The sequence below is a fragment of the Nocardiopsis sp. NPDC058789 genome (assembly GCF_042745575.1).
Classification (GTDB): Bacteria; Actinomycetota; Actinomycetes; order Streptosporangiales; family Streptosporangiaceae; genus Nocardiopsis; species Nocardiopsis eucommiae.
In genome coordinates this window covers 177,541-200,573 of the sequence record NZ_JBHYOW010000013.1, presented here as the reverse complement: position 1 = coordinate 200,573, position 23,033 = coordinate 177,541, and the positions used below count along the sequence as shown (strand labels likewise).

Genomic DNA, 23,033 nt, shown 5'->3' with positions numbered 1-23,033 from the left:
GACCTTTCCGGCGCCGCTCGCGGCCTGCTCGTGCGCCTTCGCGCGCACCAAGAACATGAACACGATGTTCGTCTACAGCCTGGCGCGGTGGACACCGGCATCACCGTCAACGGGGCCCACCCCGGGATCATCGCCCGGACCGGCCTGTCCCGCGACGCACGCGGATGGGAGAAGGTCCTGACCACGCAGGCGAACCGCTTCATCGGGGGCGGCCACCCTCGCAGGGCCTACGGGATTCGGCTGCTCGGGAGGGCGCCACCGTGGAAACGACGAAAGCGGGTTCCCGTGGGAACCCGCTTTCGCGTGATGTGGGCGATACAGGACTCGAACCTGTGACCCCTACCGTGTCGAGGTAGTTTCGGCGTCGCAGTGACCTGCATAAACAAGTATTCACCCAGTTCAGAGGGTTCCGTTGAGAGACCTTCAAGGCGGTTGGGAGCCGTTGGGGGACGTTCGCGTCTCCCAAGAATCTCCCAGCGGGAGGTGGGAGACAGTGGTCTCCCACCTCCCAACCCCGGCGGCTCAACCACCGCGAAGGTCTCTCGGTCACACGAAAGAAGTGATCGTGATGGAGTCCTCCCGTTGGTCACGAGCAGTGACCATCGCCACCGTGCTTCTGCTCGCGGGCATCGCCGCGGTGGTGTCCTACTCCCACATGTACGAACTCGCCCTGCGCCACGGCGAACCCCCGTGGAGGGCAGCTCTGTTCCCGCTCTCTGTCGACGGCATGATCGTGGGCGCGAGCATGACGCTCCTCAGCGACGCTCGCCACGGCCGCAAGGGGGGTTTCCTGCCCTGGAGTCTGCTGATCATCGGCTCAGCCGCTTCTCTGGCAGCGAACGTCGCTGTCGCAGATCCCACGATGTGGTCGAGGATCATTCACGCCTGGCCATCGTTTGCGTTGATCGGTGCGTACGAGCTGCTCATGCGAGAGTTCCGCACCACCGCGCAGCGCGTGCGCACTGCGTCCGCAGCCGCTGAGCAGACACCAGTACCGACTGGAGCGACCAAGTCTGAGGAGAAGATCGAAGCCGAGTCCGTATCGCGACAGCCGACCCGGCTAGATGTCCTTCGGAGTAGTGACCACCCCAAGGCTGGGCGAATGGAGTCGTTGACGCCGTTTCAAGCTCGGGCCTGGCGATGGGCGTTGGACCGAGAAGGCGTGCTGGGGGCGCTGCCGACCGGTGCGCAGATCGCTGACCGCTTTGGTCGGAAGGAACGCTGGGGTCGACTGGTCAAGGAGCGCGGGCTGCGGCTGCGCAACGAGGTGCCTGCAGGCGCGTCCGCTGCGCCCGACGAGCGTCGCGCGCACCTACGTACCAGGACTCCACCGGATTCGGTACGTGAAGCGGTGCGATGAGGTGGCTCATTAATGGGTGATTCGAGGATCTCGGTTTCTGGAACCTCCTGATGTAATCCAGAGCCGTCGGATGCGAAGCACGAAGGTCCCGTATCAGACTGTGCCCGTTCGTGTCGTTGCGCCCTCCACCACCCGAATTCGGACGCCGTTCTGTGTCGCTTAGCGTCACCCGCAGACCATGGCCCTCGCCAGCGGCTGGTTCGTCTCCGGACTCGCAGTGAAGGGGGATGGAGGGGCAAGAGATTCTTGCTACGGAAAGGAAGATCGAGGGCACGACTAGTGGGTGTCAGTGTGATGGTGTTGGATGGCCAGTGTGATCGAGGACGAAGGTTTTTCAGCGCCACGCCGGGCTCTGTTGCGTTACCTGAGGGTCGCTGAAAAATGCGACTCCAGAGTCTTCGCTGTAGACCTTCGACCTGCGGCTTTACCGTCGGGTCCTCATCGCCCCTACGAGGGGTAGCAACGGGTCCCAGCCGTGGGCCTGGCGGTGGGCCAGGAGTCCTCATCGCCCCTACGAGGGGTAGCAACCAGACCCGTTCATTTGTGCCGCGGTCGGCGCTGGCGGTCCTCATCGCCCCTACGAGGGGTAGCAACAATCTCTTCCATGCGGGTCCGTGACGCGGGCACCGGGTCCTCATCGCCCCTACGAGGGGTAGCAACACGGCAGTAGCTGGGGCAGCGAGCAGGGGTGAGGAGTCCTCATCGCCCCTACGAGGGGTAGCAACGTCAGCCGGTGGTGTCGGGCCGCGTCCTGGAGGACGTCCTCATCGCCCCTACGAGGGGTAGCAACATCAGCTCCCGGACGTCAGCGAACGCCACGAACTTGTCCTCATCGCCCCTACGAGGGGTAGCAACCTCGCACGGAGCGGGTTGACCGGCAGGTCAAGCGGGGGTCCTCATCGCCCCTACGAGGGGTAGCAACCCGCTGCGGCTTCCCGCTTACGCAGCGCACCCCACGTCCTCATCGCCCCTACGAGGGGTAGCAACAGGCCTACCTGGAAGACGCCGGACGCACCAACGAGGTCCTCATCGCCCCTACGAGGGGTAGCAACAACTGGACTTCCTTGATCAGGTCGGTGAACTTGTCCGTTCTCATCGCCCCTACGAGGGATAGCAACAGCAGCTGCTTTGTGACCTCCCGGCGGAACATGTGGTCCTCATCGCCCCTACGAGGGGTAGCAACACCGTGTGCAGCGCTACCATCACCCCCGGCCTGGGCGTCCCATCGCCCCTACGAGGGGTGGCAACGCCATGAGGTCACGGACCTGGCGGCTGCCGTGCAACACCGTCCTCATTGCCCCGGAGAGGGACGGCTTATGTCGGGTTTCCTTTGAGTAGTTTTGAGCACCACTCTTTATCGAACGTGTTTACGGTTTTCAGTGCTCTTACCAGTTTTCCTCATCTGGTGTAACGGAAACGCGTTATTTGGCCTTGGTCGGCCATCTTGCCGATCTGAGGCCTCTTTTGTCGGAGGCGGTTTCTACTGTGAGGCCTTGTCATCTGATGTTGTGTAAGGAGGTCGCCGGTGCGTCTTCGCGTAGCGGTTCACACCAGGGCCCCGTCTCTTGAGTGGAGAGAAGTGCTGCGCCCGGGGCGCGGCCTGGTCTATGAACTGCTCTCCTTCGGAGCGCCGGAGCTCGGAGCCCGGTTGCATGAACGTGGTTGGGGGGAAACCGGCATGGTTCCCTTCGGCCACAGCGCCCCTACCTTCCCGTCCGCCTCCCGGAGACGCGGTCGCTACTCCGCCGGTGGAACGGGAACTGTGGAGTTCACCAGCCCGGTCCCGGAGCTCGTCGAAGGTCTGGCCAAGGGCCTGGCCCGAGAGCACCTGTTGGACTGGGGCGGCACGGCGCTGCGGGTTCAGGGCGTCGATGTCATCGCCCCACCGAACTTCGCCTCCGGTAAGGCAGTGATGCGGACCTCCACCCCTGTGGTGATGAAGGGATCCGGGCACAACGAGCACGGCGAGCGCACCACGCGCCAGGCCTGGGTACTGCCGACAGAGCCCGAGTTCCCTGCCTACTTCGAAGGGAACCTGCGCCGCAAAGCGCAAACGATCGGTGTCGACCCCGATGTTTCGGTGCAAGCCATCACCTGGGTGGGCCCCAAACGCAGTTTCGCCGTCAGTCAGGGGCACAAACCCGGTGCGGCAATCGAGGCGGAGATCCACGGTGCTCCCGAGACCCTGCAGTGCATTTGGAGTTGGGGACTGGGTCAGGCCAACTCGGCCGGGTTCGGATGGGTGATCGCATGAGCACCACTGCCACCGGGCTCAGGGTGCACCTGACCGCGCACCCCTTTCAGCGGATCGGCGCCTTCGCCCTGTCCAGCCTCGTACATCGGACCCGAAAGAACCTGAAGCAGCTCACTCACCCGGTGGAGTTGACCGAAGAGGACCTGCGGGCCGCGAACACGAACATGACCCGAGACTTGGCGCGGACCACCGAAATCGCGGACAGCAAAGGTCCTCACGGTTTCTGGCTCGGCGCCAGCTACTTGTTCTGGCCCAACTGCCCGATCAACACCACCAACCGCAAATCCCTCCTGGGGCAAGGGCTCGAAGACAACCTGACTGCTTGGCGGCACCTGCCCGAGAACGACACGGTGGTGGATGCCCGGTGCGTCCTGTGTGATCAGTCGGCCTGTGGGTTCTACGGCAAGGTCGATGTCCCGCTGATGGAGAGCTCTTCCTACCGGAACACCACCATCCCCACGCATGAGGGGATGGCCCTCTGCCGGGGTTGCCTGCTCAGCTTCTACGCCCTGCCCTACGGATGCTCGATCTGGGGCGGGCGCGCCACCGCACTGCACACCTGGGACGACGACCTGCTGTGGGCACTGACCAAGTTCCAGGTCGACCAGACCCGCCGCCACGCCGTCACCGGCGCACCCGCCGGAACCCGCCCCTCCTACGCTCGCCAACTCGTGGCGCTGGGCCGAGTGCGCGGATACGAGGAGCGCGTCACCGACGGCGTGGAGCTCATGGTGTTCACCAACAGCAACAAGGAGCAGGACCTGGCCGTGCACGCCATGGACCAGCCCACCACCGCGTGGATCAGCGACCTGCCCAAACCGTCCCTTCACTGGTTGGGACGCGCCCACCGGTGGGAAAAGGTCCCCGGCCGCTCCATGCTCGCCCGCAACCTGTTCGACCTCCCCGAGAGGGTCATCCCCACCGTCTCCCACTTCCTACGCGAACGCGCCCTGAGCAAGGGCGGTATCTGCGCCCAGACCCCTCTGCTGTCCGCCACCTGTTCCGACTACGCCACGAAGGTGCTCCAGGTGTCTTCCACCGACATGGACCAGATCGACCAACTCGCCGCACGCATCGCCTCCGTCCTCAACACCGACGACGACAAGGAACTGAAGAAGTTCCTCCAGGCACGCAAGAAGCTCACGACCCTGCGTGCCTGGTTGCAGCGCCAGTCCGTCGACCGGACCCTGCGCACCCAGGAAGCGGCCCCCTTCATCACCCAGCGCCAGTGGCGGCTGCTCTTCGACGCCGAGGACCGGGTCTTCCTCCACCGGGACCTGTTGTTCATCGGGGTCCTCAACCACCTGCACGAACTCAAGCCCTCCTGGCGCGGACACGACCACGACGACGTGAGCACCGACGACCTCATCACCGAAACCGACCTGGAAGCGGAGAACGACGCATGACCTACCTCGTGGGCAAGATCGCCCTGGACATCACCGCCGGCGCCCCCAACAACGGTCGTGGCGAGGACAACATGTCCAAGGTCAAATACCTGACCATCGGCCGCGGCGAACGCGTCCCCTACATCTCCGCCCAGGCCTTCCGCCGCTGGTGGCGTGACTCCCTGCCCCTGGCCGAGAAGCGCTCCCCGGTCACCCGCTCGGGCACCGGCAAGAAGCAGCAGGCCTACACCGACGGGCGCCCGGACCTGTACCTCGACGATGACCTGTTCGGCTACATGGTCGCCACCAAACAGGGCAACTACCAGCGCGACACCGTGCTCGCCACGGGCACCCTGGTGGCGCTGCCTGCCAAGCGCATCGTGGCCGACTTCGGCACGATGAGCCGCGGCTTCCCGGCCGACGCCGACCCGGTCATCCACGAACACGAGCACTACACCGCCGAGATGGCCGCTGACATGTTGGTGGACCTGCCCCGGGTGGGTACGTTCGAACAGGACGGCGGCGGGCTGCGCAAGGCGCTCTCCCCGGCCTCGGCCGATGCAGCGGTCGAGGCCGGTGCCAGCGAGTATGTGCTGCGCGGCGTCGAGTCGCTGCGCCTGCCGATCCAGGAGCGCCGCCGCCGCGCCGCCGTTTTGCTGCGCACCCTGGCCCAGGTTCAGGGCGGGGCCAGCCGGGCCCTCCACTACGGCGACCGGGCCCCCTCCTTCGTACTGTTGGCCCCGCTCAAGGGCGGCAACAACCCCTTCACCCGTGTGCTGGCCGCCGGGCCACAGGGGGCGTTCTTCGACACGGTGGTCTTCGCCGAGGAGCTGCGGGCCTGGTCCGATGAGCTGGATGGTCCTGTACACATCGGTTGGGCGCCCGGGTTCCTGGGGGCTCAGCGTGACCAAGCTCGTCAGGACCTGGCCGAGGAGATCACCGCTGGTCGGGTGGTGATCGACCACCCCCGTACCGTGCTGGGGGCGCTGGCCAAGGAGATCGAGGCGGGGCAGCGCGACGCCTGGTTCGAGGACGCGACCGTATGACCAGCGCACTCCAGATCACCATCGACGCTCCGGTGGCTTCGTTTCGTAACCCCCTGTACTCGGGGGTTCAGGTCACTCTGCCCTGCCCACCGCCGTCCACCGTCGCTGGCCTGCTGGCCGCCGCGGTGGGCGGCTGGGACCGCATGCCCCCCGACGCCCGCTTCGCCATGGCCTTCACGGCCCAGGGCAAGGGCGTGGACCTGGAGACCTTCCACCCTCTGGCCAAAGCGGGCAAGAAGCCCGCCCCCACACCGAAGGACCACGAGTTCCTCGCCCGCACCACCCTCACCCTGTGGGTACTGGACCACCTGGACCTGTGGGAGCGGGCGCTGCGCCGCCCGGTCTGGCCGCTACGGCTGGGCCGCAGCCAGGACCTGGCCTCGGCCCACACCCGTCGCGTCACCCTGCACCCTGGGCAGGGCACCCAGGGCCACGCCCTGCTGCCCGCCGAGGCGTCCACGTCAGGGATGCAGTTGCGGATGCCGCACTCCATCAGCGCTGACCGCTCCCGTATCCAGTGGGGCACCTACCGCTACGCCTCCCAAGGGAGCCGCGCCCACATCGACTCCCCGTGGCACACCAGTGATGGTCAAGCGGTCGTCCCCCTAGCCCCCGTCCACCCCAACGCCGGTTCCAGCAAGCCTGTTGAGCTGGCCCACATCTGGGCCAAGAGCGCCGACAAACGCGCCCAGCCTCCCCAACAGGGGGAGGCGCTGACCACCCATCTGCAAGCCACCACCCGAGCCTTGGACACGCTGCACTCACGCATCGGCCCCCTTCCCGAGACCGACGGCCAGTTCTGGAACCGGGCCAGGCTCGCCTGCCTGTTCCACGACGCGGGCAAGGTCCCCGACGGCTTCCAGACCATGGTGGGCAACCCCCCACCCACACAACCCTGGGGCAAGCGACACGAGATCTACTCCCTCGCCTTCGTCGAACACGTCCTGGCCCATCTCCCCGAAGACGAACGCACCCGGATCGGACTGGGCGTCGTGACCCACCACCGCCCCCTGGCCGGGGGAGAGGGGTCCATCCGCAACGAAGCACGCCCCCTGATCCGCCCCGAGGACTTCCACGACCACTTCGCCCCCGTGGACTCCACTTCGGCCAACGCTCTGGCCATCTGGCTGGCCCGGGCCGCCGACGTCCCCGTTCCGCAGGAGGTCACCCCCCAGGAGCTGGCCCAGGCCGGGCACCGATTGTTGAACCGCATCCTCACGCACTGGGAACGCGGGCAGAGCCCTGATGAGGCGGCCGGCCTGAGCGCCCTCCTGCTCCAAGGAGCCATCACCCTGGCCGACCACGTCGCCTCGGCTCACGGCCACCTCCTCACCGACCACCCCTTGACCAGCATCGACTACCCCACACAGCTGCGCTCGACCTTGAAGGCCAAAGGTGCCCACACCTACGCGCACCAGGAACAGGCACACACCACGACCACCCACATGGTGCTGCGCGCCCCCACTGGCCAGGGCAAGACCGAAGCCGCTCTGCTGTGGGCCACCACCCACACCCAGCACTCAGCACACGAAACGGGAGGCACACCCCGCCTGTTCTACGCCCTGCCCTACCTGGCCTCCATCAACGCCATGGCCACCCGCCTACGTGAGGACCTCGACCACGATCAGGTCGGCGTCGTCCACTCCCGTGCCGCGAGCTTCTACCTGTCCACCGCCACCTGCGACACCACCCAGGCTGACCGAACCCGAACCGACCGGCAGCACGCCTCCCGCGCGGTGGCTCAGGCCAACGCCAGCCGCCTGTTCCGCGAACTCGTGCGTGTCACCACCCCCTACCAGCTCCTGCGCGGGGCCCTGGGCGGTACCGCGCACTCCTCCACCCTCCTGGACAGCGCCAACTCCACGTTCGTCTTCGACGAACTCCACGCCTACGAGCCCCGCCGCCTCGGCATGATCCTGGCCATGATGGAACTGTGGGTCCGCCTGGGCGGGCGCATCGCCGTTCTGTCCGCGACCCTGCCCGACCGGCTCCTGGAGACCATCCGTGCGGCCCTGGGGCCAGACCACAAGGTCCAACTGGTCGAACCCGACAGCGACCACACCTGGCCGCGCCGCCACCGACTGCACCTGCGCGAGGAACACCTCACCGGCCCCGCCAGCATCGAAGAGATCACGGGCGCACTGCGCGCGGGACACAGCGTGGCCGTCATCGCCAACAACGTCGCTGACGCCTGGTACCTGTACGACCAACTCGCGCCGCTCGCCCGAGAACTCCATGGCGAGGACGCGGCCCTCCTCCTGCACTCGCGCTTCAAGACCGGCGACCGCAACCGGATCGAGGAGGCCATCCGAGAGCGGTTCGGCACCCGCACCACACCCCGCCAACCCGGGCTGCTGGTAGCCACCCAGGTCGTCGAGGTGTCCTTGGACGTCGACTTCGACGTCCTGCACACCTCCGCCGCACCCCTGGAAGCACTCCTGCAGCGCTTCGGCCGTGTCAACCGCGTCGCGGCCCTCGAGCACCCGGCGCCGGTCGTCGTCCACCGCCCCCACTACGCCCCCAGAGGCAAGTCCGGCCCCGACTGCGCTGACAAGGTCTACGACGCCGAACCCACCCAGCTGGGCTGGGACATCCTGGTCCGTCACCAGGATGGCGAACTCGACGAGCAGCTGTTCACCGCCTGGCTCGACGACATCTACAACGGCCCCTGGGGCAAGAGGTGGCAGGACCACACCGACGCCTCCCAAGAGCTCTTCCGCGACCAGTTCCTGGCCTTCGACGAGCCACTCAACGACACCACAGCTCTCTCGAAGGCCTTCGACGAGATGTTCGACGGCGTCGAAGGCATCCTCGCCAAGGACCGCAAGGACTACAAAGACGCCCTCCAGAACACCTCCCCCGGAGAGGAACGCGGCACGGGCAAATTGCTGGCCTCCCAGTACCTGATCCCGCTGCCGCACTACGCCCGAGCGTTGGGCACCTGGGACCACACCCTCAACGTCCTGGTCATCGACGCCGAATACGAAGCGGACCGCGGTCTGATCGCCATCCACCCGCCCGGCAACGCGGGCAACACCTACCAGCCCGGGGTGCTCCTGTGATCAGCGCCGAGGACGTCGGCGGCGTCCACGTCAAGTACCTCCACCACTGCCCACGCCAACTCTGGCTGTTCGCCCGCGGCTTCCGCCCCGAGGCCACCAGCGCCACCGTCCAGCTCGGTGAAGCCGTCCACGACACCTCCTACCGCCGAGCCCACCCCGTCGACCTGGGCTCGGCACGCCTGGACGACCTCGACGGGAACCTGTGGGTACACGAGACCAAATCCTCCTCGCGCCCCAGCTCGGCCGACGAGGCCCAGGCCATCCACTACTGCTACCGGCTCCGCCTCGTCGGTGTCGACGCCCAGGGCGCGATCCTGCGCTACCCCAAAACCCGCCGCACCCAACGCATGCCCTACGAATCCACCTGGGACGAACGAGCCCGCTCAGACATCGCCCAGGTGCGCACCACCGTCGCCCAACCCCTCTCACCGCCCAGGCTGGCCCGCACCCGATGCCGGGGATGTAGCTACTTCGACTACTGCTGGAGCCAGTGATGCCGACCGCAGCCCGCACCTACTGGCTCACCACGAGCTGTCGCATCCGACGCAAGGACCAGTCCCTGGTCATCGAACGCGAACACGGCGAACACGTACGCATCCCCATCACTGATGTGCGCGACCTGATCGCCTGCAAACCCGTCGACGTCAACACCTCCGTGGTGAGCCTGCTCAACCAGCACCACATCAACGTGCACCTGCTCAGCTACTACGGCGACTACACCGGATCCCTGACCGCCGCTGACACCGCCACCTCCGGAGAAACCGTCATCGCCCAGGTGGCACTAGCCACCGACCCTGAGCGGGCCATGCCCATCGCCCGCGACATCGTGCGCGCCACCGCCTTCAACGTGCGCCGCATCATCGACCGGCCCCTGCTCAAAGCCCCCTACACAGTTCTCAAGAGCAAAGCCGAGGACGCACCCGACACTGCCTCGCTCATGGGATTGGAGGGCAACTTCCGTCGCTCGGCCTGGGAAGTTCTGGACACCAAACTCCCTGACTGGCTGCAACTGCACGGACGCAGTCGCCGCCCGCCCAAGAACGCCGGAAACGCCTTCATCAGCTACGTCAACGGCATCGTCTACGCCCGCACCGTGACCGCGCTGCGTCTGACCCCACTCCACAGCGGTATCGCCTTCCTGCACAGCACGATGGAACGCCAACGGCACTCCCTGGCCCTGGACCTGGCTGAGATGTTCAAGCCGATGTTCTCCGAACGCCTGCTGTTGCGCATGGCTACGCGCAACCAGCTCAAACCGCACCACTTCGACATCGACTCCAACCAGGCCATGCTCAGTGACACAGGCCGCAAACTGGTCGTTGCCGCGGTCCGCGACGAGTTCGCGACCACCGTCAACCACCGCGAGCTCAAACGACCGGTGGCCTACGACGAACTGCTGCACCTGGAGGCCCTCAAAGTGACCCGGGCCTGTTTGGAAGGCGATACCTACAAGCCCTTCAGGATCTGGTGGTGATGCGCACGTGCACGTCGTGGTCGTCTACGACACCGCTGCCGAACGCAACCCGCAGATCCTGCGGACCTGTCGCTTGTACCTGCACCACGTGCAGCGCAGCGTCTTCGAAGGGCAGTTGAGCCCTGCGCAGTTCAAACGCTTCGAGAGCGCGGTCAAGGATGTCATCGATGATGGATACGATCACGTTCTGGTTTACACGTTCCCGCCGGGGGTGGTGCCGCAGCGGCTGGCGTGGGGGATCGCCAAACCCGAGCCGAGTGACATTCTGTGAGAGGGCGATGCTGGTGACGAGGTGTCGGTTTTCAGCGGCGCACCGGCTTCTGCTGCACTACCGGAGGGTCGCTGAAAAAAGTGGCCTTCGGGCTCGCGCTGTGGAGCTTGGACCTGCGGCTTTACTCTCGGGTCCTGATCGCCCCTACGAGGGGTAGCAACGACCGAGCTTCTTGTTGATCTTGTACCGGCCGACGTCCTGATCGCCCCTACGAGGGGTAGCAACCCCCACCACCACCCACACCAACCGGCGGCCCCACCGTCCTGATCGCCCCTACGAGGGGTAGCAACAGTCCATCTCCCGGGATCAGCCGACCGCGAACCAGACGTCCTGATCGCCCCTACGAGGGGTAGCAACGCCGCGACGCGCTCAGAGAGCCGCTGGCGATCCCGGTCCTGATCGCCCCTACGAGGGGTAGCAACGCGGGCCACTCTGTTTTCAGGAGTTCTTCAGGGCCTGTCCTGATCGCCCCTACGAGGGGTAGCAACATGATGTCGGGGACTTCCTCCAGCCAGATCACCCAGTCCTCATCGCCCCTACGAGGGGTAGCAACAAGGCGCCGGTGGAGGCGAGCAGCCACCCCTGGAACGTCCTCATCGCCCCTACGAGGGGTAGCAACTCAGCAGGTAGGCGGTGTGTGAGAGCTCCACCCGGGTCCTCATCGCCCCTACGAGGGGTAGCAACGGGTGTGGCGCCCGCACCGTGGGCCGGGGTGCCCCGGTCCTCATCGCCCCTACGAGGGGTAGCAACACCTGTCCACCCTGCTCACCGCAGGCGACCAGGTGTCCTCATCGCCCCTACGAGGGGTAGCAACTACAGGTCATGGATGGTGCCGTTGTCGATCCCCCAGGTCCTCATCGCCCCTACGAGGGGTAGCAACACCGCGTTCACCATCCTCAGCAACGAGGTGCGGCAGGTCCTTATCGCCCCTACGAGGGGTAGCAACCGAGCCTGGGCCTGGACGGCCTGGAGCTGCTGGGCGTCCTCATCGCCCCAGTGAGTTGCTTGGTTGCGATCTGCCCTGGCCGAGATGATGAGGTTCACCGACGCGGGGCGGCGTTCGCACCGGACCGGGCTGGCCGAGGCCCCCGAAGTCGCCAGGGCCTCCCGGTCGGGGCACACCATCCCGGGGATGAAGCGCGTCTACGAGCTGGTCACTCTGGAGAGGAAGAAGTGCGAACTCCAAGGTGGCCGTAGAGCGGTGGAGACAGGGCGTGGGCGCTCTCATCGACGGGATCGGTTGTTCGGTGGGGCACCGATGCTGGGTGGGCGCCACCGTGGAAACGACGAAAGCGGGCTCCCGTGGGAACCCGCTTTCGCGTGATGTGGGCGATACAGGACTCGAACCTGTGACCCCTACCGTGTCGAGGTAGTGCTCTAGCCAACTGAGCTAATCGCCCTTATGGAAATGTGGTGCGCGTGGAGCCGGAGACGGGAATCGAACCCGTGTGCAGGGATTTGCAGTCCCTTGCCTCAACCACTCGGCCACTCCGGCATGCAAGCACGGGGGAGCCGCGTGGCACCCATGCGTGCCTTACTCCGAGCGGACGACGGGATTCGAACCCGCGACCCTCACCTTGGCAAGGTGATGCTCTACCAGCTGAGCCACGTCCGCGTGTGCCCGGGGTGTTGCCCCGAACCCGATCCGATTGTGCCACCTGGGGAGGCACAAGGCGAATCGTCTCGAGCGGACGACGGGATTCGAACCCGCGACCCTCACCTTGGCAAGGTGATGCTCTACCAGCTGAGCCACGTCCGCGCGGCGAGTGTGTCGGCGGGCCTCCGGGGCTTCCCGGTGCCGCGTCCCTCGCTGCGTTAGGAACTCTAGCGGAAGTTCCGGGGAAGTGCGAAATCGTCTTCCCCAGGGGCTTTCGCGCCCTGCCGTGGCAGGCCGGACCGGCCCGCCCCGGCGGCAGGAGCTACTTCTCCACGTGTGCGGGGGAGGACGGCATGTCGGGGCGCGGAGGGGCGGACAGGTACTGGCCGACCCGCTCGATCACCTTGTTCATCTCGTAGGCGATCAGGCCCACGTCGCTGTCGGCGTCGGACATCAGGGCCATGCAGGCGCCCTCGCCCGCGGCGGCCACGAAGAGGAAGGCCCGGTCCATCTCGATGATGCTCTGGCGGATGTTCCCGGCGGAGAACTGCTTGCTGGCCCCTCCCGCGAGACTGTGCAGCCCGGAGGCGATCGCCGAGAGGTGTTCGGCGGCGGGCCGGTCGAGCCCGCTGGAGGTGGCCATGAGGAGCCCGTCCGTGGACAGGACGATGGCGTGTTGGGTGCCCGAGGCGCGGGTGAGGAGGTCGTCCAGCAGCCAGCTGAGTTCGCCGCGGGCGGTGCTCGGTGGGGTCATGTCTCTCTTCGCTGTGTCTGGTGCGGTCGTGGGCGAGGGGGCACGCGTGTACCGGCAGGGGAGGACGCTGCCACCGGTCCCGCATAAGCGTTGCCCAGATGATAGTCATTCGTAACTTATCTGTCCGGCACAAGCCATCGTTTCCGGGTGGTCCACCGTCCCGAAACGGGGGCTGTGACCTGCGTTGACACCCTGCCAAAACCCGTCGCGCCACCGGACCGGCGGCCGGTGCCGGACAGAGGCCTTGTCAGGCCCCTCCCCGGGGGGTAGGGCATCGCCCGGCGGGACGGGGCGCGGAAGTGGCAGGATTCGGGGTGTCACCGGCCCGACCAGGGGCCCAGAGAACGTGTGGGGGTTGGTATGAGGGTGTGGATCGCGGGTGCCGGACACGGTCGCGGCGCCGTGCTGGACGAGAGGGACGCACTGATCCCCGTGGCCGACCACGGGATCACCGTCGGAGACGGCGTCTTCGAGACGGTGCGCGCGCAGAACGGGCGGCCGTTCGCGCTCACCCGCCACCTGAAGCGGCTGGCCCGCTCCGCTCGGGGGCTGGGCATGGACGAGCCGGACCTGGAGCTGATCGCGGACGGCGTCGCCCAGGCGGTGGCCGCCAACCCCGAGATGACCGACGCCCGGGTGCGCATCACCGTCACCGACGGGGTCGGGCCACTGGGATCGGACCGGGGTCAGGGCGAGCAGACCGCCATCGTGGCGCTGGGCCCCTTCCCCGGGATCGCCCCCTCGACGAAGGTGGCCCTGGCCCCCTGGCCCCGCAACGAGTTCGGCGCGCTCGCCGGGCTGAAGACCACGTCCTACGCGGACAACGTGCGCGCGCTCGCGTACGCGCGGGAACGGGGTGCGAGCGAGGCGGTCTTCCGCAACATCGCGGGCAACCTGTGCGAGGGCACCGGCAGCAACGTCTTCGTGGTGCTCGACGACCGGCTGGTCACCCCGCCGCTCTCGGCCGGTCCGCTGGCGGGCATCACCCGTGAACTCGTCCTGGAGTGGTTCGGCGGGGACGAGGAGGACGTCCCTATGGAGCGGCTCCCCGAGATCTCCGAGGCCTTCCTGACCTCCACCGGCCGTGACGTCCAGGCGATCCTCGACATCGACGGACGCCAGGTGTCGGCGGAGCCAGGGCCGGTCACGAGGAAGGCGATGGCGGTGTTCGCGGAGCGCTCCGCGGCCGACATCGACCCGTGACGGCATGACGGAGGACGGCGCCCCGGCGCCGTCCTCTTCGTTCCCGACCCCTGGGTGCTCCCTAGGAGTGGAGGTGCTGCTGGATCTCCTCGTCGAGGTCCACGAACTGGCCCTCCTGGCCCGCCGGGACGATCTCGTAGGTGCGGTGGAGGAACTCCGCCAGCGGTGAGACCTGGGTGTCGAACTCGGCCTGGCCGAAGGGCGAGGACAGCGCGATGCTGACCGAGCGGTCGCCGCTCTCGTCCTTGGAGGGCCACACGCGGACGTCGCCCTCACCGACGGGGCGGACGATGCCCACGGTGAGGAGCTCGCGCGCGAAGATCCACTCGACGGGGTTGTCCTCGCCGGTGTGGAACGCGACGCGGATCGCGTACGGGTCGTCAGCGCTGTAGTCGAGTCGCGCGACCAGGGGAACCGCGGTGCGCTCCGGGACCACGAGTCGCAGGCCCAGCTCGGCGGTGGCAGTGGTGTCGCTACTGTTCATGTTCGCCAAACCTTTTCTCGTCCGGCCCAGAGTCCTGGGGCGCGGGCCGGTTGCCGCCTCACTCGCTCCTACGCGGCTGTCCGCGGACTATGACGTGAGTACGGGAACTTTCTTGGTCGGTGGGACCGGAGATCTCGCTGCCCGCCCAGCGGGGCCAGCGCGCCGCCTGGCGGCACCACGATCCTTCGTCACTGTAATGACCAGGGGAAACCAAAGATTTCCCCATGATGAGTGGCCCGTGTCACGCGGAGGTCGATCCGCGGTCACGAAGGGAGGGGCCACGGGGGCGGGAACTCCTACTCATTGCGGGGATCATGGCTGACCGGGGAGCCTCGTGGGAACCCGTTGACCAGCATATGTGACCTCGATCACGTGACTTCGTGCCCGCTGGGCGGGTTTGTGTGCGTCGAACACTCCCGGAGATGCGCTAGAGTTTTTCTTGTCAGGCCGACGAGGCCGGACAGAGCGGCACACAGGGGCGATTAGCTCAGTTGGCTAGAGCGCATCGTTCACACCGATGAGGTCACTGGTTCGAGTCCAGTATCGCCCACAGTGCGGAGGGGCCCGGTTCGTATCACACGAACCGGGCCCCTCTTTTTTTGTTTTGGTCGGGTCAAGCTCGGGCAACGTGCGCGTATGCGTCCCCGTGCGGGTTTCGGAGGTGGTGTGGTCCCGGAAAGGTCCGCACCCATTCGGGGGTCAGTCCGGGGGAGCGGCGCGTCCACGGCGCGCGGCCCTGGCGGCCCTGCGCTCGCGGCGGCGCTCCAGGAGCTGTTCCCTGGTCCTCAGCGCCCACCTCTCGCCCCGGCGGGTCCACACCCGGGCGGGCCTCAGCAGCCGGTGCGCCCAGCGGAACTCGGTGCTGAGGATCAGGAGTCCGAGGAGGATCGAGGCGATCCCGGGCCCGGGGACGACCAACATGACGACCCCGGCCAGGATGACGACGGTGCCCACGGTTCCGACCAGGACGCGCCACGGGAGGTGCAGGGCCGGGTGGGTGTGCATGCGTCTGCGGAACAGGCGGAGCCGTGCGCGCAGGCGCCTCCACCGTCGTACACGGGCATGGCGAGTGGGGGATGTCTCCGGGGCCGGTGGCCCGCTCGGTGGGCTCGGTGACATGCGCTCACAGTATTCGGTCGATGCGACTGGTGCTTTCGGGTCGGGCTGGGTCGTCGTGATCGGATGTCTGCTGATTCTCACCGATCTCGCGGGTCGGATCAATGGTTCCTCCGACGGCTGTGGAGAAACCCCGGAAAACGTGATGATCCATGACAGAACCTTCCGGTGTGCACGGGTTCGTCCTCGTCAGAGGGTGGGTCGGCGGTCTCTTCGCCTCTGCGCCCACGACCAGTCGTGCGGCCGAATTCCACGACCGAATCACGACTGTTTCGCCCCTGGGCGTTGTTTCCGGCGCACCCGTCGGATCGGCCGGGCCCCTGTGGACAACCAGAAGCACCCCCCTCCCGGAGCCGATAGCATCGGGGGTGCGAAACACCTGCGTCCGCGCACCCACGCGGGCGGGTTCGCGTCCACGACATCGACGTAAATCCCTAGGAGTCACCGTGTCCGCCGCGTCTGAGCTGCACATCACCCTCGCCGGAACCCCGCGTGCGGTGGCGGCCACGACCACCGCGGGCCAGGCGCTGGAGGCGGACGGCAGGACCGTGATCGCCGCCCTGGTCAACGGTGAGCCCCGCGACCTCGCCCGGGAGCTCTCCGACGGCGACGTCGTCGAGCCGATCGCGATCGACTCCGAGGAGGGGCGGGCGATCCTGCGCCACTCCACCGCGCACGTCCTCGCCCAGGCCGTCCAGGAGCTCTTCCCGGAGGCCAAGCTCGGCATCGGCCCGCCCGTCGAGAACGGCTTCTACTACGACTTCGACGTCGCCGAGCCCTTCACCCCCGCCGATCTCAAGAGCATCGAGAAGAAGATGCAGCAGATCATCAAGCAGGGGCAGCGGTTCGACCGCCGCGCCGTCTCCGACGACGACGCCCGCGCCGAACTGGCCACCGAGCCGTACAAGCTGGAGCTGATCGGTCTCAAGGGCGGCGCGGCCGAGGCCGCCGAGGGCGCGTCCGCCGAGGTCGGCGCCGGTGAGCTCACGATCTACGACAACGTCCACCCGCGCACCGGCGAGCTGTGCTGGAAGGACCTGTGCCGTGGGCCGCACATCCCCACCACCAAGGTGATCCCGGCCTTCAAGCTCATGCGCACCGCCGCCGCCTACTGGCGCGGCAAGGAGACCAACCCGCAGCTCCAGCGCGTCTACGGCACCGCCTGGGAGACCAAGGACCGGCTCAAGGAGTACCTGGCCTTCCTGGAGGAGGCCGAGAAGCGGGACCACCGCAAGCTCGGCTCCGAGCTCGACCTCTTCTCCATCCCGGACGAGATCGGCTCCGGCCTGGCCGTCTTCCACCCCCGTGGCGGCATCATCCGCCGGGTGATGGAGGACTACTCCCGCAAGCGCCACGAGGAGAGCGGGTACGAGTTCGTCTACTCGCCGCACGCCACCAAGAGCGCCCTGTTCGAGAAGTCAGGCCACCTGGACTGGTACGCGGAGGGCATGTACCCCCCCATGCAGCTCGACGGCGGTCAGGACTACTACCTGAAGCCGATGAACTGCCCGATGCACAACCTGATCTTCGACGCGCGCGGGCGTTCCTACCGCGAGCTGCCGCTGCGCATGTTCGAGTTCGGCACGGTGTACCGGTACGAGAAGTCCGGTGTGGTGCACGGCCTGACCCGGGCCCGGGGCTTCACCCAGGACGACGCGCACATCTACTGCACCCGTGAGCAGATGGCGGACGAGCTCGACTCGCTGCTCACCTTCGTGCTGGAGCTCCTGCGCGACTACGGCCTGGAGGACTTCTACCTGGAGCTGTCCACCAAGGACCCGGAGAAGTACGTCGGTGACGACGCCAGCTGGGAGGAGGCCACCGACACCCTGCGTCAGGCCGCCGAGAAGCAGGGGCTCGAACTGGTCCTGGACCCGGGCGGCGCCGCCTTCTACGGCCCCAAGATCTCCGTGCAGGCCAGGGACGCCATCGGCCGCACCTGGCAGATGTCCACCATCCAGCTGGACTTCAACCTGCCCGAGCGCTTCGACCTGGAGTACACCGCCGCCGACGGTTCCCGTCAGCGCCCGGTGATGATCCACCGCGCCCTGTTCGGCTCCATCGAGCGGTTCTTCGCCGTCCTGCTGGAGCACTACGCCGGAGCGTTCCCCGCGTGGCTGGCCCCGGTGCAGGCGGTGGGCATCCCCATCGCGGACGAGCACGTCCCCTACCTCCAGGAGGTCGCCGCCAAGCTGCGCGCGGAGGGGATCCGGGTCGAGGTCGACGCCAGTGACGACCGGATGCAGAAGAAGATCCGCAACGCCCAGAAGCAGAAGGTCCCCTTCATGCTGCTGGCCGGTGACGAGGACATCAGCAAGGAAGCGGTCTCCTTCCGCTACCGCGACGGCTCCCAGAACAACGGTGTGCCCGTGGACGAGGCGGTGGCGGAGATCGTCGCCGCCGTCCGCGAGCGCCGCCCGTAGGGGCCGCGCCAGGGCGTGCGCGCCCCGAGGACGAGAGGAGCGCCCGTCCCCCGTGCGGGGGCGGGCGCTCCGTCGTGGCGGGGAGGGGTCGGTCAGTCGCGCTCACGCGGGCTCTTCGCGTCCTTCGGCCCGTCCTTGAAGAGGTCCTCACGGGAGATCTGCGCGGTGGCGTCGGGGTCCGGGGTGGTCTCCTCCTCGTCGTCACGGAACAGGTCCGCGCGCGAGATGCGGTGCGTGGCGTTGGGGTCGCTCATGGGGTACTGCTCCTTGTGCGTTGGGGTACGCCGGATTTTATCGGCCCCTTCCGACACCGACGCACCCTCGGGGGCGGCGCACACGGCCGGGCCGGGGCGCGTGGTGCGGTTCAGGAGCCGGCGGTGTCGCGCGCCCAGGCCCGGGCGGGGACCCGGCTCACCAGATCGATCAGGTAGTCCGCCGCCGCGAGGGCACGGTCGGGGTCCAGGCGCAGGGTCGCCCAGGTCAGGGCGTGGCCGCCGGTGAAGCGCACCGGGAAGGAACGCGACCGGCAGTCGGACAGCAGCCAGGAGACGGTGTCGTGGTCCAGGACCGCCTCCCGGAAGCGGTCGTCGGAGCCGACGGTGCGGAAGGCCTCCGCGAACGCCGCGCGGACCTCCTCCGGGCCGCCGCTGGCGTCGAGGGAGACGGTGCGGGCCAGGTCGCGTCGTCGGATCTCCAGGTCGGCGCCGGGACCCGGGGTGTGCACGGCCACGACGCGGTGGGTGTGCCGGGGGCTCCCGGCGCCTCGCCGCGCGTTCGAATCGGCGTGGGTGAGCTCGAACATGGTGACCAGGTGGGTGCCGCGCCGACCGGTGAGCACGTGTCGCACGCGCGGGTCGCGGCCGTGCAGGGCGGCCGGGAGGATCGCCTCCTCCAGGGGACGCGGATGGTGCTCGGTGTAGTGCCATCCGTGTCCACGGGCCCACCCCTGGAGCTCGGTGACCCGTTCCTTGCGAAAGTGCGCGGCCACCGTGATGGCCCCGGCCGACACCACGACGGCGACCAGGGCGATCAGGGAGAGTGCGCCTTCCATCCGGTGTCTCCTCCGGTGGGGAAAAGGTGAGGGACCGGGGGACCCGAGGCGGGCCCGCCGTGGCGGGCCGGGTCTCCGCGAGCCCGAGGTTCAGGGGCCCGCACCGGCCGTCTGGCTCCATTCTGTGCCGATGGACGGCCCTTGTCACCCCTTGGGCCGGTACTCCCGTCCGCTCGGATCCGTGCACGCTCCGTGACCGAGGCTTCCCGGTGTCCCGGAGCCACCACGGGCGGGACCTCCGGGGCCGGGGCCGCGTACGGCCCGAACGCACGGAAACACGGTCGGGACGGGTGTCGGGAGCGGCCCCGCAGGCCCCGGGGGTGCGCCGCGACCCTCACGGCCCCGCACCCTCCCGGGCGCGTGGGCGAAGGCGTGTCCGGAACCGGCCAGCGGGTTCTCCGGAGAACCAGGTTCCGGCGGCGGCCGCCACGGAGCTCAGGTGCACCGTGCGTAGTCGACGGAGAACTCCGCGTCGGACACGCTGTAGCAGACCCCGACCGACGGGGCCTCGTCCACCTCCCCGCCTCGATCGCTCCCGTGGACGACGAGGAGCCCGGTCGCCGGGGCGCCCTCGAAGCCCACGGAGAAGCGGACACCCGCGTCGTCGGCCCCCTCGGTTCGGACACGGCTGGGGGAGTACTCCCCGCCCTCGGTGAGGACGCTGAACCGTTCCTCGGAGATCCCGTACGCGTCCCCGGCCTCCGGGGCGACGACCTCGCCGTGGAGGACCAGTGCGCCGGAAGGGGAGCGCTCGGGGGGCGAGACCCGGATGATTGAGCCTCCGGGAGCCCCCAGGGTGAACTCGGCCCGGTGGCCCCGCCCGCCGGGGCCGCCGCTCCCGAGCACCACCACGCTGCGGCGTCCGGCACCGGTCGCCGTGTCGGTCGCTTCCGGAGGGGGCCAGTCGCCTGCCCGGGGCGCCACGTCTCCGGCACCGCCCACCCCGGACATCCCGATCCGCTCGGGTTCCGCTCCACCGTGCCGCACGCCCACGACCGCGCCCGCCGTGACGACCACGGCCACCGTCAGGGCGGCGGCACCCCGGCGCAGGACCCGGCGGTGCCGTGGCGCGCCGCCGACCACGGGACCGGGGGAGGAGCACCCGTCACGCGTGACCCGGAGGGCCACCGCCCCCGCGCCCGGCAGTCCGCGCCCGTCGCCCAGGGCACGCAGGATCTCGTGCGGGGCGGGCCGGTACCCCGGGAGGGGGCTCACGGACGCGCGCACCAGTGACAGCAGTTCCGGGGGCACGCCGTCCAGGGCGGCCTCACCGCGCAACACCCGCCGCACGGCGGTCTCGGAGCTCCCCGGTCCGAAGGGGTTGCGGCCGGTCGCCGCGTAGGCGGTCAGCTGGCCCCAGGCGAACACGTCCGAGGCGGCCGTGGCGGGCGCGCCCCGGAAGCGTTCGGGGGCGATCCAGCCCGGGGTTCCCATCACCCCCGCGAGCCCGGGGTGGGCGGTGCCGTCCAGGGTGCGGGCGATACCGAAGTCCAGGACCCTCGGACCGTCGGGGGAGAGGATGACGTTGCTCGGCTTGAGGTCGCGGTGGACGATCCCGGCGGCGTGGATGTCGGCCAGGGCGGAGGCCATCCCGGCGGCGAGCCCGGTCAGGGCGGCGCCGCGCAGGGGACCGACCCGCTCCACCTGTTCCCTGAGCGTGGGTCCGTCCACGTACGCGGTGGCCAGCCAGGGGACCTCCGCCTGGGGATCGGCGCCCGCGAAGGCGGGGACGAACGGGCTGCGGACCCGGCTCAGAGTGGCGACCTCCCTGGCGAACCGCGACCGGAACTCGGGTTCGTCCGCCAACTCGGGGTGCACGGCCTTGACCGCGACGGGGGAACCGAACCGGGGACGCGCGAGGTAGACGGTGCCCATCCCCCCGGACCCCAGCCGTCCGACCAGGCGGTGCGGGCCCAGGCGCGCGGGGTCGTGCGCGCCCAGGGGCCGCACGACCGGGCCGGGCCTACCCATCCCGCGCCTCACGCCCGAGGACACGGGCCCGGCGGCCCCCGGCGGTGGGGGGCGGCGGGGCCGGCCCGGAAGGCGGGGAGCCGACGGAGGAAGGGGGTGTCACGGTGTCGAAACCTCGGGGGGTAGGGGGTCCGATGCGGCCCCATTCTCCCAGTGACGGGGTGGTCACACACGAAGGGGCTCCAGCACGGTTGACGCGCCCGGCCCCCGAAAGGTTCGGGCCCAGACGTGACGCGGCCCCGGGGACGCCGTTGTCTCCGGGGCCGCGGGTCGGGGTGGCCTACGCGGGCAGGCCGAGCTCGCGGGCGATGAGCATCTTCTGCACCTCGCTGGTGCCCTCGCCGATCTCCAGGATCTTGGCGTCCCGGTAGAAGCGGCCCACGGCGTAGTCGTTCATGAAGCCGTAGCCGCCGAAGACCTGCGTGGCGTCGCGGGCGTTGTCCATCGCCGCGTTGGAGGCGATCAGCTTCGCGATGGCCGCCTCCTTCTTGAAGGGCTCACCGGCGAGCATCCGCGAGGCCGCGTCGTAGTAGGCCAGGCGGGCGCCGTACGCGCGGGCCTCCATCTCCGCGATCTTGAACTGGATCGCCTGGTACCGGCCGATGCTGTTCCCGAACGCCTGCCGCTGGTGGGCGTAGCGCACGCTCTCGTCCACGCAGCCCTGCGCCAGGCCCACGGAGAGCGCCGCGATGGCGATGCGGCCCTCGTCCAGGATCCGCAGGAACTGGGCGTAGCCCCGGCCGCGCTCACCGACCAGGTTGGCCTCGGGAACCCGGCAGTCCTCGAAGACCAGCTCGTTGGTGTCCGAGGCGTTCCAGCCGACCTTGGAGTACTTCTGGCCCACGGAGAAGCCGGGCGTCCCGCTGGGCACGAGGATCGACGAGATCTCCGGCCGTCCGTCCTCGCGGCGGCCCGTCACGGCGGTCACGGTGACCAGTGCGGTGATGTCAGTGCCCGAGTTGGTGATGAACGACTTGGTCCCGTTGATCACCCACTCGCCGTCCTCCAAGCGGGCCGTGGTCCTGGTCGCCCCGGCGTCGGAGCCGCCGTCCGGTTCGGTCAGTCCGAAGGCGCCCAGGGCCTCGCCCGAGGTGAGCCGGGGCAGGTAGGTCTTCTTCTGCTCCTCCGTGCCGAAGCGGTGGATCGGCATCGCGCCCAGCGACACCCCGGCCTCGAGGGTGATGGCCACGGAGGAGTCCACCCGGGCCAGCTCCTCCAGGGCCAGACACAGGGCGAAGTAGTCGCCGCCCATGCCGCCGTGCTCCTCGGGGAACGGCAGCCCGAACAGGCCCATCTGGCCCATCTTGGCGACGATGTCGTACGGGAAGGCGCCCCGCTCGTAGAAGTCGCCGATCACCGGTGCGACCTCGGTCTGGGCGAAGGTCTCCACGGCGGCGCGGAGGTCGTCGTGCTCGGTCGAGAGTTCGTGGCGGTTCATCGCTGCTCCTCGGGGGTGGTCGGGGCGGGGGGGGGGGGGGGCGGGGGGGGGGGGGGGGGGGGGGGGGGGGCGAGGCCACGGCGCGCAGGGCCCTCACCCACCCGCCGGGCCCGCCCGCCCGCCCCGAGGCCCCGCACAACGCGG

General features: G+C 68.6%; 17 protein-coding genes, 6 tRNA genes and 2 CRISPR repeat arrays. Of the genes, 11 read left to right on the top strand and 12 right to left on the bottom strand.

The features are described from left to right. Positions 1-309: 309 nt before the first annotated feature. Positions 310-396: transfer RNA gene (locus tag ACFW3L_RS20475), tRNA-Val, on the bottom strand. A gap of 172 nt (positions 397-568) precedes the next feature. Between ACFW3L_RS20475 and ACFW3L_RS20470 the strand changes: the two genes are divergently transcribed. The 8 genes from ACFW3L_RS20470 (at position 569) to cas2 (ending at position 10,852) form a co-directional block, all read left to right on the top strand. Beyond that, positions 569-1,360, top strand: a complete 792-nt coding sequence (locus ACFW3L_RS20470) for a DUF2637 domain-containing protein (RefSeq protein ID WP_378742842.1) — start codon at positions 569-571, stop codon at positions 1,358-1,360. A 434-nt stretch (positions 1,361-1,794) separates the two neighbouring features. Then, a CRISPR array of direct repeats spans positions 1,795-2,608; the repeat unit is 30 nt; unit sequence GTCCTCATCGCCCCTACGAGGGGTAGCAAC. A gap of 514 nt (positions 2,609-3,122) precedes the next feature. Next, the gene (locus ACFW3L_RS20465) at positions 3,123-3,614 is read left to right on the top strand and encodes a CRISPR-associated endoribonuclease Cas6 (RefSeq protein ID WP_378742804.1); all 492 of its coding nucleotides are present in this window, start codon (positions 3,123-3,125) and stop codon (positions 3,612-3,614) included. Continuing rightward, the gene (locus tag ACFW3L_RS20460) at positions 3,611-5,020 is read left to right on the top strand and encodes a hypothetical protein (RefSeq protein WP_378742802.1); all 1,410 of its coding nucleotides are present in this window, start codon (positions 3,611-3,613) and stop codon (positions 5,018-5,020) included. The genes ACFW3L_RS20465 and ACFW3L_RS20460 overlap by 4 nt, the downstream gene beginning before the upstream one ends. Continuing rightward, positions 5,017-6,045, top strand: coding sequence for a type I-B CRISPR-associated protein Cas7/Cst2/DevR (cas7i, locus tag ACFW3L_RS20455; RefSeq protein WP_378742800.1), 1,029 nt, complete (start codon positions 5,017-5,019; stop codon positions 6,043-6,045). The genes ACFW3L_RS20460 and cas7i overlap by 4 nt, the downstream gene beginning before the upstream one ends. Then, complete coding sequence (cas3, locus tag ACFW3L_RS20450) at positions 6,042-9,107, top strand: CRISPR-associated helicase Cas3' (RefSeq protein ID WP_378742798.1); 3,066 nt, start codon at positions 6,042-6,044, stop codon at positions 9,105-9,107. Before cas7i ends, cas3 begins: the two co-directional genes overlap by 4 nt. Continuing rightward, positions 9,104-9,601 (top strand): CRISPR-associated protein Cas4, encoded by a 498-nt coding sequence (locus tag ACFW3L_RS20445; RefSeq protein WP_378742796.1) that lies wholly within the window; start codon positions 9,104-9,106, stop codon positions 9,599-9,601. Before cas3 ends, ACFW3L_RS20445 begins: the two co-directional genes overlap by 4 nt. Beyond that, entirely contained in the window at positions 9,601-10,581 is a 981-nt protein-coding gene (cas1b, locus tag ACFW3L_RS20440; RefSeq protein ID WP_378742794.1) for a type I-B CRISPR-associated endonuclease Cas1b, read from the top strand. Before ACFW3L_RS20445 ends, cas1b begins: the two co-directional genes overlap by 1 nt. 7 nt (positions 10,582-10,588) lie before the next feature. Beyond that, positions 10,589-10,852 carry a CRISPR-associated endonuclease Cas2 gene (gene cas2, locus ACFW3L_RS20435; protein ID WP_378742792.1) on the top strand — a complete coding sequence of 88 codons (264 nt, stop codon included), beginning with the start codon at positions 10,589-10,591 and terminating at the stop codon, positions 10,850-10,852. Between the two features lie 131 nt (positions 10,853-10,983). Beyond that, positions 10,984-11,798: direct repeats of the CRISPR family, unit length 24 nt; unit sequence ATCGCCCCTACGAGGGGTAGCAAC. A gap of 380 nt (positions 11,799-12,178) precedes the next feature. Here cas2 and ACFW3L_RS20430 read toward each other — a convergent pair. The 5 genes from ACFW3L_RS20430 to ACFW3L_RS20410 all read right to left on the bottom strand — a co-directional run bounded on the left by ACFW3L_RS20430 (position 12,179) and on the right by ACFW3L_RS20410 (position 13,203). Further along, a tRNA-Val gene (locus ACFW3L_RS20430) sits at positions 12,179-12,252 on the bottom strand. A gap of 20 nt (positions 12,253-12,272) precedes the next feature. After that, positions 12,273-12,347: transfer RNA gene (locus tag ACFW3L_RS20425), tRNA-Cys, on the bottom strand. A gap of 47 nt (positions 12,348-12,394) precedes the next feature. Next, positions 12,395-12,467 (bottom strand) — tRNA-Gly (locus ACFW3L_RS20420). A gap of 71 nt (positions 12,468-12,538) precedes the next feature. Beyond that, positions 12,539-12,611 (bottom strand) — tRNA-Gly (locus ACFW3L_RS20415). Positions 12,612-12,771: 160 nt separating this feature from the next. After that, a complete protein-coding gene (locus ACFW3L_RS20410; protein ID WP_049567257.1) occupies positions 12,772-13,203 on the bottom strand; it encodes a roadblock/LC7 domain-containing protein in 432 nt (143 codons plus the stop codon). Positions 13,204-13,563: 360 nt separating this feature from the next. Here ACFW3L_RS20410 and ACFW3L_RS20405 point away from each other — a divergent pair, with 360 nt between their 5' ends. Next, on the top strand, positions 13,564-14,406 hold the full coding sequence (locus tag ACFW3L_RS20405; RefSeq protein ID WP_378742790.1) for an aminotransferase class IV: 843 nt from the start codon (positions 13,564-13,566) through the stop codon (positions 14,404-14,406). Positions 14,407-14,467: 61 nt separating this feature from the next. On the opposite strand, the gene ACFW3L_RS20400 is transcribed toward ACFW3L_RS20405, so the two are convergent. Continuing rightward, positions 14,468-14,890, bottom strand: a complete 423-nt coding sequence (locus ACFW3L_RS20400; RefSeq protein ID WP_017546787.1) for an SsgA family sporulation/cell division regulator — start codon at positions 14,888-14,890, stop codon at positions 14,468-14,470. 476 nt (positions 14,891-15,366) lie between these two features. Here ACFW3L_RS20400 and ACFW3L_RS20395 point away from each other — a divergent pair. Beyond that, positions 15,367-15,440: transfer RNA gene (locus ACFW3L_RS20395), tRNA-Val, on the top strand. Positions 15,441-15,589: 149 nt separating this feature from the next. Here the strand turns inward: ACFW3L_RS20395 and ACFW3L_RS20390 are convergent. Then, positions 15,590-15,895, bottom strand: coding sequence for a PGPGW domain-containing protein (locus tag ACFW3L_RS20390; protein WP_378742788.1), 306 nt, complete (start codon positions 15,893-15,895; stop codon positions 15,590-15,592). 557 nt (positions 15,896-16,452) lie between these two features. Between ACFW3L_RS20390 and thrS the strand changes: the two genes are divergently transcribed. After that, positions 16,453-18,429 (top strand): threonine--tRNA ligase, encoded by a 1,977-nt coding sequence (thrS, locus tag ACFW3L_RS20385; RefSeq protein ID WP_378742786.1) that lies wholly within the window; start codon positions 16,453-16,455, stop codon positions 18,427-18,429. Positions 18,430-18,521: 92 nt separating this feature from the next. On the opposite strand, the gene ACFW3L_RS20380 is transcribed toward thrS, so the two are convergent. The 4 genes from ACFW3L_RS20380 to ACFW3L_RS20365 form a co-directional block, all read right to left on the bottom strand. Further along, positions 18,522-18,683: a hypothetical protein gene (locus tag ACFW3L_RS20380; protein WP_378742784.1), complete on the bottom strand. Its 162-nt coding sequence runs from the start codon at positions 18,681-18,683 to the stop codon at positions 18,522-18,524. A gap of 110 nt (positions 18,684-18,793) precedes the next feature. After that, a complete protein-coding gene (locus tag ACFW3L_RS20375; protein ID WP_378742782.1) occupies positions 18,794-19,480 on the bottom strand; it encodes a hypothetical protein in 687 nt (228 codons plus the stop codon). A 435-nt stretch (positions 19,481-19,915) separates the two neighbouring features. Further along, positions 19,916-21,451: a serine/threonine-protein kinase gene (locus ACFW3L_RS20370; protein WP_378742780.1), complete on the bottom strand. Its 1,536-nt coding sequence runs from the start codon at positions 21,449-21,451 to the stop codon at positions 19,916-19,918. Positions 21,452-21,731: 280 nt separating this feature from the next. Further along, complete coding sequence (locus ACFW3L_RS20365) at positions 21,732-22,889, bottom strand: acyl-CoA dehydrogenase family protein (protein ID WP_378742778.1); 1,158 nt, start codon at positions 22,887-22,889, stop codon at positions 21,732-21,734. Positions 22,890-23,033 lie beyond the last annotated feature (144 nt).